General features: G+C 63.7%; 10 protein-coding genes and 1 tRNA gene. All 11 read right to left on the bottom strand.

Annotation, left to right across the window (positions count from 1 at the left end):
• Positions 1-2: 2 nt before the first annotated feature.
• Positions 3-75, bottom strand: a tRNA-Gly gene (locus QPK29_RS29815).
• An 85-nt stretch (positions 76-160) separates the two neighbouring features.
• Positions 161-745, bottom strand: coding sequence for a CDP-diacylglycerol--glycerol-3-phosphate 3-phosphatidyltransferase (pgsA, locus tag QPK29_RS29810; RefSeq protein ID WP_371768217.1), 585 nt, complete (start codon positions 743-745; stop codon positions 161-163).
• 105 nt (positions 746-850) lie between these two features.
• Positions 851-2,731 (bottom strand): excinuclease ABC subunit UvrC, encoded by a 1,881-nt coding sequence (uvrC, locus tag QPK29_RS29805; protein ID WP_371768431.1) that lies wholly within the window; start codon positions 2,729-2,731, stop codon positions 851-853.
• A 140-nt stretch (positions 2,732-2,871) separates the two neighbouring features.
• On the bottom strand, positions 2,872-3,285 hold the full coding sequence (gene acpS / locus QPK29_RS29800; protein ID WP_056137321.1) for a holo-ACP synthase: 414 nt from the start codon (positions 3,283-3,285) through the stop codon (positions 2,872-2,874).
• The gene (gene pdxJ, locus QPK29_RS29795) at positions 3,285-4,070 is read right to left on the bottom strand and encodes a pyridoxine 5'-phosphate synthase (RefSeq protein WP_371768216.1); all 786 of its coding nucleotides are present in this window, start codon (positions 4,068-4,070) and stop codon (positions 3,285-3,287) included. The genes acpS and pdxJ overlap by 1 nt, the downstream gene beginning before the upstream one ends.
• A 17-nt stretch (positions 4,071-4,087) precedes the next feature.
• Positions 4,088-4,906 carry a DNA repair protein RecO gene (gene recO / locus QPK29_RS29790; RefSeq protein ID WP_371768215.1) on the bottom strand — a complete coding sequence of 273 codons (819 nt, stop codon included), beginning with the start codon at positions 4,904-4,906 and terminating at the stop codon, positions 4,088-4,090.
• Positions 4,907-4,928: 22 nt separating this feature from the next.
• Positions 4,929-5,852, bottom strand: coding sequence for a GTPase Era (gene era, locus QPK29_RS29785; protein WP_056137315.1), 924 nt, complete (start codon positions 5,850-5,852; stop codon positions 4,929-4,931).
• Positions 5,849-6,676, bottom strand: coding sequence for a ribonuclease III (gene rnc, locus QPK29_RS29780; RefSeq protein ID WP_371768214.1), 828 nt, complete (start codon positions 6,674-6,676; stop codon positions 5,849-5,851). Before rnc ends, era begins: the two co-directional genes overlap by 4 nt.
• A gap of 61 nt (positions 6,677-6,737) precedes the next feature.
• Positions 6,738-7,151: a DUF4845 domain-containing protein gene (locus tag QPK29_RS29775; protein ID WP_056330693.1), complete on the bottom strand. Its 414-nt coding sequence runs from the start codon at positions 7,149-7,151 to the stop codon at positions 6,738-6,740.
• A gap of 18 nt (positions 7,152-7,169) precedes the next feature.
• A complete protein-coding gene (lepB, locus tag QPK29_RS29770; RefSeq protein WP_056137309.1) occupies positions 7,170-8,084 on the bottom strand; it encodes a signal peptidase I in 915 nt (304 codons plus the stop codon).
• Between the two features lie 17 nt (positions 8,085-8,101).
• The gene (lepA, locus tag QPK29_RS29765) at positions 8,102-9,895 is read right to left on the bottom strand and encodes a translation elongation factor 4 (protein WP_371768213.1); all 1,794 of its coding nucleotides are present in this window, start codon (positions 9,893-9,895) and stop codon (positions 8,102-8,104) included.
• Between the last annotated feature and the right edge of the window lie 105 nt (positions 9,896-10,000).

Below are 10,000 nucleotides of genomic sequence, written 5' to 3'. Positions count from 1 at the left end.
GGAGCGGGAGAAGAGTCTCGAACTCTCGACCTCAACCTTGGCAAGGTTGCGCTCTACCAACTGAGCTACTCCCGCTTCGTTTCGTTTGCTGCGTTGTCGTTGCAACAGGCAGGCATTATAGAGATGCTGAGCTATGTGTCAAGGATGACCCAGCAGAAACTTATACCGTGCCCGACTTTTCCTTGATCAGCGGCCACGCGCGGCGCAGGTAGTAGAACATCGACCAGACCGTCAGCACGCCCGCGATCCACAGCAGGATCTCGCCGCACTTGTGGATGTCGAGCACGCCGTCGAACATGGGATCGTGGAACAGCAGCATCGGGATGGCGACCATCTGCGCGGCCGTCTTGATCTTGCCCAGCGAGCTCACGGCAACGGACTTGCGTGCGCCAATCTCGGCCATCCATTCGCGCAGCGCGGAAATCGTGATCTCGCGGCCGATGATGATGAAGGCGATGACGGCGTTCACCCGGTCCAGCTGCACGAGCACGAGCAGCGCGCCCGCCACCATCAGCTTGTCCGCGACGGGGTCGAGGAAGGCGCCGAAGGCCGACGTCTGGTTCCAGCGCCGGGCGAGGTAGCCATCGAACCAGTCCGTGATCGCGGCGACGATGAACACGAGCGTGGAGGCCAGGTTGCGGTCGGCCACGTGCAGCCAGTGTTCGGGGAGATAGTAGACCCCAACGACCAGCGGAATGAGGGCGACGCGTAGCCAGGTCAGGAGAATCGGGATATTGAAAGGCATGGGGTGAGGCTGATCGTGCTCTGCTTGTTGAGTTGCGTGCGCGCTAGTCTACATGGCTCTTGCCGTTTAAACCAGTTGAGCCATCGACATGCGCGCGCGCCCCTCTCAGTGAAGCTGCCGATAAATCTCTTCCGCCAGGGTGCTGGAAATACCCTCCACCGACATCAGGTCCTCCACGCTCGCATCGATCACGCCCTTCAGGCCGCCAAAGCGCGCCAGCAGCCTCTGGCGGCGTTTGGCGCCGATGCCCTCGATCTCTTCCAGGCGCGACGCCTGGCGCGTCTTGGCGCGCTTGGCGCGCATGCCCGTGATGGCGAAGCGGTGCGCCTCGTCGCGGATCATCGCCACGAGCATCAGCGCGGCCGATTCCTTGCCCAGTTCCTGAGGCGGGCGGCCATCGGCGAAGATCAGCGTCTCGAGGCCGACCCTGCGGCCCTCCCCTTTCGCCACGCCGACGATGTTGCCGATGTCGAGCCCCAGCTCCGTGAAGACCTGGCGCGCCATCTCGACCTGGCCCTTGCCGCCGTCGATCAGTGCGATGTCCGGCATCACGCCTTCGCCGTTCGCCACCTTTTCGTAGCGCCGCGTCAGCACCTGGCGCATCGCCGCGTAATCGTCGCCGGGCGTGATGCCGGTGATGTTATAGCGACGATATTCGCCGTTCTGCATCTGGTGGTGATGGAACACGACGCACGACGCCTGCGTCGCCTCGCCCGCGGTATGGCTGATGTCGAAGCATTCGACGCGCAGGGATTCGAGATCCTCGCTGTCGAGCCCCAGCACCTCCGCCAGCGCGCGCGTGCGCGACTGCTGCGAGCCCTGCTCCGACAGCAGCCGGGCCAGCGAGATTTCCGCGCCCTTCTGCGCCAGTTCGAGCCATTGGCGGCGCTGGCCCTGGGGCTGGAACACCAGGTTGATGCGGTGGCCGCACTGCTCCTGCAGCGCCATCATCAGTTCGGGCTGGTCGAATTCGATGTTCAGGATGATTGAACCCGGCACGAACTTGTCGCCGTAGTGCTGCGCCATGAACGCCGCGAGCACTTCCACCTCGATGGACGATTCGCCCAATGAGTCGCCGATCGCCTCGCCGACCTGCGTGGGGAAGTACGCGCGGTCGCCCAGGTGACGGCCGCCGCGCACCATGGCGAGATTGACGCACGCGCGCCCGCCCTGCACGACGACGGCGATGATGTCGACGTCGGCATCGCCCGTCGTCTCCATGCTCTGTTGGTGCAGCACGCGCGACAGCGCCTGGATCTGGTTGCGCACGCTCGCCGCCTGCTCGAATTTCAGATCCTCGGCATACGCGAGCATCTTCTTCTCGAGTTCTTCGAGCACCTCCGTCTGGCGGCCGCGCAGGAATTTCGCGGCGTTGTCGACGTCGCGCCTGTAGTCTTCCGGCGCGACCAGGTCCACGCAGGGACCGCTGCAACGGCCGATCTGGTGCAGCAGACAGGGCCGCGTGCGGTTGGCGAAGACGCTGTCCTCGCACGTGCGCAGCATGAATACCTTCTGCAGCAGCTGCATGGATTCCTTCACGGCCCACGCGCTCGGGAACGGTCCGAAGTACTGGTTCTTTTTATCCAGCGCGCCGCGGTAGTAGGCCATGCGCGGATAGTCGCCCGCCGTCAGTTTCAAATACGGGTAAGACTTGTCGTCGCGGAACAGGATGTTGTAGCGCGGCTTGAGCGTCTTGATCAGGTTGTTTTCCAGGATCAGCGCTTCGGCCTCGCTGTGCGTCACCGTCGTTTCCAGGCGCGCGATCTGCGACACCATCATCGCGATGCGGGGGCTCGACAGCGTCTTCTGGAAATAGCTCGACACGCGCTTCTTGAGGTTGCGCGCCTTGCCGACGTAGAGAACCCTGTCTTCCGCGTCGAAATAGCGATACACGCCGGGCAGGTCGGGCAGCTTGGCCACCGTCGCCAGGACTTGTTCGCGCGCCGCCTCGGTGGGGCGCACGGGGGATTCCGCATCCTTCGTCATCGTCGCGATCAATTCCTCTTTCATGGCTTGCCACGCATCCGGCCGGGCGCGCGGCGCTTTCGCCGGGGGCTGCAGCGGCTTGCGCCGGCGCGCCTTCAGTCCCGTACTTACTACGACTTCGTCTGTCACTTCCGCTACACCTAGGCAGCGGACACTCCCTCGGGGGCCTGGGTGACGATGACGAACGCGACGCCGTAATCGGCTTCGTCGCTGATCGTCACCTGGGCCGTGAGCCGGTGCGTCCGCATGAATTCATCGAGCGCCCCGCTGCATACGATCATCGGCTTGCCGCTCGGGGCGTTGAGCATCTGGGCCGAGCGCCAGGTCATGGGCATGCGCATGCCCAGGCCGATCGCTTTCGAGAACGCCTCCTTGGCCGAGAACCGCGTGGCCAGAAAGCGCAGCCCCCGCACGTCGTTCTTGGCGCGGCGGGCGTGGTATTTGACGAGTTCCTCGGGACCGAGGATCTTTTCGGCGAAGCGTTCGCCGCTGCGCTTCAGGGCAGCCTCGACACGCGAGATCTGGACGATGTCCGTGCCGATCCCGTAGATCATCACTGGCCCGCTTTGGACGAGGCGTAAGAAACGCCCAGGCGCGCCGCGACCATGATCGCCTTCATCTCGCGCACGGCATTTTCGAAACCCGCGAACAGCGCGTGCGCGACGATCGCGTGGCCGATGTTCAGCTCGTGGATGTCGGGGATCGCGGCGATCGGCTGCACGTTCGTGTAATGCAGGCCGTGGCCCGCGTTCACGCGCAGGCCGTGCTTCACGCCGGCGCGCACGCCCGCCTCGACGCGTTCCAGCTCGCGCGCGTGCTCCTCGGCGCTTGAAGCCTCGGCGTAGCGCCCGGTGTGCAGCTCGATGACGGGCGCGCCGACGGCGGCCGCGGCCGCGATCTGCTGTTCGTCCGCATCGATGAACAGCGACACGCGGATGCCCTCGCCTTTCAGTTGCCGGATCGCGGCCTCGACTTCCTTCTGGTAGCGGATGATGTCCAGGCCGCCCTCGGTCGTCACCTCTTCGCGGCGTTCGGGCACGAGGCAGACGTCCTGCGGTTTCACCTTGCAGGCGAAATCGATCATCTCCTGCGTGACGGCCGCCTCCAGGTTCATGCGCGTCGCGAGTTGCGGGCGGATGGCGAGGACGTCGGCGTCCTTGATGTGGCGGCGGTCTTCGCGCAGGTGCAGCGTGATCAGGTCGGCGCCCGCCTGCTCGGCGATCAGCGCGGCGCGCAGCGGATCGGGATAGACGGTGCCGCGCGCGTTGCGGACGGTGGCGATGTGGTCGATGTTCACGCCCAGGTCGATCACCTGGCCGGCGGGTTGCAGGAAGCTCATGGTCGTAGTCTTGGTTCTCAAAGCTGCATCAGGTCGATCAAAATCTGGCGCGTGTTCAGCGGCGCGCCTCCCAGGTGATAGGCCAGCAGGAAGCGCATCAGCTGCTTGCTCTGCGCCTTCGTCTGCGGGTCGGCGTAATCCTCGCGTTCCATGTCGACCAACGTCTTGCCGGACACCACCGGCCACGACTCCACGGCCTGCGCCGTGCGCGCGCCGCGTTCCGGGTCGACGACGTACAGGCCGTCCGGCTCGACGGGGGCGCGCGTCGTCGTGCAGCGCGTCAGGTCGGCGGCGACCCCGGTTTCCTTAAGTAAGGCCCGTTCGAATTTTCGCAAGGCGATCGGCGCCGGTTCGCCGTGCGCCAGTTCGTTCAGCGTGGCGACGTAGTGGTTGAACAAGGCCGGATGCGCGTCGTCGCGTGCCAGCAGTTTCACCAGCAATTCATTGAGATAGAAGCCGCACAGCAGCGCATTCTTCTCGATCGGGAGCATGCCGCCGACCCATTCGGCGTCGATCAAGGTGCGCAGTTCGGACTTGCCCGAGAAGGACACGGACAGCGGTTGAAACGTCTGCAGCACGCCGCGCAGTTTCGAATGCGGCCGCTTCGCGCCCTTCGCGACGACACCGATGCGGCCGTGATCGCGCGTAAAGAGGTCGACGATGAGGCTCGTTTCCTTGTACGGATAGCTGTGCAGCACGAAGCCGGGTTGGCCGAGCACGCGGCCTTCGCGCGCGGGCGTGCGGCGCTTGTTCACCGGCGTCGCGTGCGGGGCATGCGACGCGGCTGAATGCGCGTCATTGTCATTGTCGATGAGTTCGTCGTCGCGAGTGGGCATGCGGAGATGATACCCCGGCTCGTTACTCGTAACCGTAAGCGCGCAGGCCCGCTTCGTTGTCGGCCCAGCCCGATTTCACCTTGACCCAGATTTCCAGGTAGACCGGACCGCCGAACAATTTTTCCATGTCGAGGCGGGATTGCGTGGAAATCTCTTTCAGGCGCGCGCCCTTGTTCCCGATGATCATGGACTTGTGCGTGTCGCGCTCGACGAGGATCGCGGCGAAGACGCGGCGCAGATTGCCCTCTTGCTGGAATTGTTCGATGAGGACGGTGCTCGTGTACGGCAGCTCGTCGCCCAGCAGGCGGAACACTTTTTCGCGCACGATCTCGGCCGCGAGGAACTTCTCGCTGCGGTCCGTGATGTCGTCCGGGCCGAAGATCGGCGGATTTTCCGGCAGGTGGCGCTTGATCTCGCCTTCGAGCGCATCGACCTGGAAGCGCAGCTTCGCGGACACGGGCACGACCGCCGTGAAATCGCGCAGGCTGGCGACCTTCGCGGCGAACGGCATCAGCTCGGCCTTGTCCTTCATGCGGTCGGACTTGTTGATGACGAGGATGACCGGCACGTTCTTCGGCAGCAGGTCCGCTACCAGCTGGTCGGCCGGGCCGAACGTGCCGGCCTCGACGAGGAACAGGATCACGTCGGATGCCGTCAGCGTGTTCGACACGGTCTTGTTCAGCGTCTTGTTCAGCGCGTTCGCGTGGCGGGTCTGGAAGCCGGGCGTGTCGACGTAGATAAATTGCGCGTCGTCGCGGGTCTGGATGCCCGTGATGCGGTGGCGCGTCGTCTGCGCCTTGCGCGACGTGATCGACACCTTGGCACCGATCAGCACGTTCATCAAGGTCGACTTGCCCACGTTCGGACGGCCGACGATGGCGATGTAGCCGCAGCGGAAGCCTTCCGGTGCAGTGTCGTTGGTCTCGGTGGTGGTCTCGATGTTCATGCTGGGGTGTTTCCTGACTTGTGGGTTTGTTTCTGCTGCGACTGCGGCTCTTCGGCCTGCACCGCCAGCTCGGTCTGGTCGGTGGCGATGCCCGCCAGCTTCAGCTGGGCCGACCGGGGCCGCGACTTGCGCGTCGTGGACGGACTTTTTTGCAGCAGTTGCTCGGCCGTCTCCAGCGCGAGGCGCGCCGCGGCCTGCTCGCCGGCGCGGCGGCTGCCGCCGCGGCCGAACACCTGGATGCCCAGCTTGGGCACGAGGCATTCGATCTCGAATTCCTGGCTGTGCGCGGCGCCGTGCGTGGCGACGACGTTGTACGTGGGCAGCGAGATCTTTTTGCTCTGCAAAAACTCCTGCAACAGGGTCTTGGCATCCTTGCCGAGTGTACGCGGGTCGACGGAATCGAGCAGCGGAATATAAAACGAGCGGATCGCGGCGCGCGCCGCATCGAAGCCGCTGTCGAGGAAGATGGCGCCGAGCAGCGCTTCCAGCGTATCGGCCAGGATCGACGGCCGGCGGAACCCGCCGGACTTCAGCTCGCCCTCGCCCAGGCGCAGGAATTGCGACAGTTCCAGCTTCTGGGCGATCTCGAACAGCGATTGCTGCTTGACGAGGTTGGCGCGCAGGCGAGAGAGGTCGCCTTCGGCCAGGTTATGGAAACGTTCGTACAGGATGGAGGCGACGACGCAGTTCAGGATCGAGTCGCCGAGGAATTCCAGGCGCTCGTTATGCAGACTGCTGTGGCTACGGTGGGTCAACGCCTGTTGCAGCAGGCCGGCGTCCCGGAACGTATAGCCTAGGCGAGTTTGCAATAACTGAAGATTCATTGTCGTACCAATCTAATGGGCCGGCGCCGCGCGCCGATCCCATCGCGCGCCTCCCGGCGTATTACTTGTCGGCCTTGTCGGCCTTGGCGGCATTGTTGCCGCTGGGGTCGGTGGTACCGTCGAACTTGAACGTCAGGTTGATGCTGTCCGTCAGCGGCACCTGCTTCTCGTAGGCGAAGCTGATCTCGGTCGTGCCGCCATCGCGCGTGATCACGAGGTCGCGGCCCTGGATGGCCGACACGTCGTTGACGCCGGCATTCTTGTCGAACGCCTGCTGGATCTCGCGCACGGTGCCGGAGCCGGCCTCGGCCTTCGCCTTGGCGATCGAATCCTTGACGGCCCGGTATTCCAGGAAGGCCGGCGTCACCTTGATGGCCACCAGCGCCAACGCGCCCAACACGATCAACACGACGATCAGGCCCGACAGCGAGACACCGCTTTCCGCACCGATCCGATACCGCTTGCCACCTTTCATCACACCCTCCGCGCCGGCTTAGTGGATACCGCCGATGCGCTTCAGGTTGCTGAAGTTCATCCAAACAAACACAGCCTTGCCGACGATGTTCTGGTCCGGCACGAAACCCCAGTAGCGGCTGTCTGCGCTGTTGTCGCGGTTATCGCCCATCATGAAATAATTGCCCTCCGGTACGATACAGGTAAATTCATCGTACGAATAGTTGCAATTTTCGTGATGGGGGAACTCCTCCACGGCGCTCTGGTTGTAGGTGCGGGCTCCGTCCATGTTCAGGATGCGGTGCGGCGCGTTCGTCAGCTTTTCCAGGAATTGCTTGTGGTAGACCGGGCGCTCGTCGTCCAGGTAATCGTCCATCGGCACGTACTCGACCGGCTGGCCGTTGACGGTCAGGCGCTTGTTCTCGTAGTGGATTTTATCACCCGGCACGCCGATCACGCGCTTGATGTAGTCCTGGCTCGGATCCTTTGGGTATTTGAAGACCATGACGTCGCCCCGCTGCGGATTGCCGACTTCGATGATCTTCTTGTTGATCACCGGGAGGCGGATGCCGTAGTCGAACTTGTTCACGAGGATCAGGTCGCCCACGAGCAGGGTCGGCACCATCGACGACGACGGGATCTTGAACGGCTCGAACAGGAAGGAACGCAGCACGAACACGAGCGCGATCACGGGGAAGAAGCTGCCGGAATACTCGACCCACGTCGGCTGACGCAGGATCGATGCCTCCAGCGCCGCGCGGTTGCCGTTGTCCAGCTTGATGCCGTCCGCCGTCAGCTTGGCGTGGCGCGCGTCGTACTCGGCCAGGGCCGCATCCGCCTTCGCGCGGCGCTGCTTCGCGAGGACGAACACGTCGAGGCACCAGATGACGCCCGTGATCACCATGGCCACGAACAAAATCAGGGCAAAATTGCCGAGGATCGGTTGCAGATTCATCGTTTCTGATTCTTCCCTTATTTTTCTTCCACTTGGAGGATGGCAAGGAAAGCCTCTTGCGGGATCTCCACCGAGCCCACCTGCTTCATGCGCTTCTTGCCGGCCTTTTGTTTCTCAAGCAGCTTCTTCTTGCGGCTGACGTCGCCGCCATAGCACTTCGCCAGCACGTTCTTGCGCAGCGCCTTGACGTTTTCACGCGAGATGATCGTCGCGCCGATCGCGGCCTGGATCGCCACGTCGAACATCTGGCGCGGGATCAGTTCGCGCATCTTCGCGGCCACCTGGCGGCCGCGGTAGGCGGCGTTGGCGCGGTGCACGATGATGGCGAGCGCGTCGACCTTGTCGCCGTTGATCAGCATGTCGACCTTCACGACGTCCGATGCGCGGTATTCCTTGAACTCGTAGTCCATCGACGCATAGCCGCGCGACGTGGATTTCAGGCGATCGAAGAAGTCCAGCACGATCTCGGCCATCGGGATCTCGTACACGAGTTTCACCTGGCGGCCGTGGTAGCTCATGTCCATCTGCACGCCGCGCTTGCCGGTGCACAGCGTGATGACGGCGCCGACATATTCCTGCGGCATGTACAGGTTGACGGTGACGATCGGCTCGCGCACTTCCTCGATCTTCGACACTTCCGGCATCTTGGACGGGTTGTCGACCTTGATCATGGAACCGTCGCGCATCACGACTTCGTACACGACGGTCGGGGCCGTCGTGATCAGGTCCTGGTCGAATTCACGCTCCAGGCGTTCCTGGATGACGTCCATGTGCAGCAGGCCCAGGAAGCCGCAGCGGAAGCCGAAGCCCAGCGCTTGCGATACTTCCGGCTCGTACTGCAGCGCGGCGTCGTTCAGCTTCAGCTTTTCCAGCGAATCGCGCAGCGCGTCGTACTGGTTCGCTTCCACCGGGAACAGGCCGGCGAACACCTGCGGCTGCACTTCCTTGAAGCCGGGCAGCGGCGCCAAGGCCGGACGCGCGGCCAGGGTGACGGTATCGCCCACTTTCGCGGCCTTCAATTCCTTGATGCCGGCAATGATGAAGCCCACCTGGCCGGCCTTCAGTTCCGACAGCTGCACGGAGCGCGGCGTGAACACGCCGACCTGCTCGACCAGCTGTTGCGAGTCCGTCGCCATCAGGAGGATCTTGTCTTTCGGACGCAGCGTGCCGTTCTTCACGCGCACCAGCATCACGACGCCGACGTAGCTGTCGTACCACGAGTCGACGATCAGCGCCTGCAGCGGCGCGTCCGGATCGCCTTCCGGCGGCGGCACCTTCGCGATCAGCGTTTCGAGCACGTCTTCCACGCCCAGGCCCGTCTTTGCGGAGCAGGTGGTGGCGTCGGTGGCGTCGAGGCCGATGACGTCCTCGATTTCCTGCTTGGCGCGGTCCGGATCGGCGTGCGGCAGGTCGATCTTGTTCAGGATGGGCACCACTTCCACGCCCAGGTCCAGCGCCGTGTAGCAGTTGGCGACGGTCTGCGCTTCCACGCCCTGCGACGCGTCGACGACGAGCAGCGCGCCTTCACAGGCGGACAGCGAGCGCGACACTTCATAGCTGAAGTCGACGTGGCCCGGGGTGTCGATCAGGTTCAGGTTATAGGTCTGGCCATCGCGCGCTTTATAGGACAGCGCCGCGGTCTGGGCCTTGATGGTGATGCCGCGCTCGCGCTCCAGGTCCATCGAGTCGAGCACCTGCTCGTCCATTTCACGTTCCGACAGGCCGCCGCACAGCTGGATGATGCGGTCCGCCAGGGTCGATTTACCGTGATCGATGTGGGCGATGATGGAAAAGTTACGTATGTTTTTCATTAACAAACTCAAAACCAAAAAGAGCGGCACGCGGCCAGGCCGACAGGCTTGGTTCCTGCCGGCGCAATACGAAAAAAGCGCCGCGTCTGGGGGACGGGAAGTTCC

It is taken from the genome of Massilia orientalis (assembly GCF_030411975.2).
Classification (GTDB): Bacteria; Pseudomonadota; Gammaproteobacteria; order Burkholderiales; family Burkholderiaceae_D; genus Telluria; species Telluria orientalis.
This window is presented reverse-complemented; position numbering and strand designations above follow the sequence as displayed.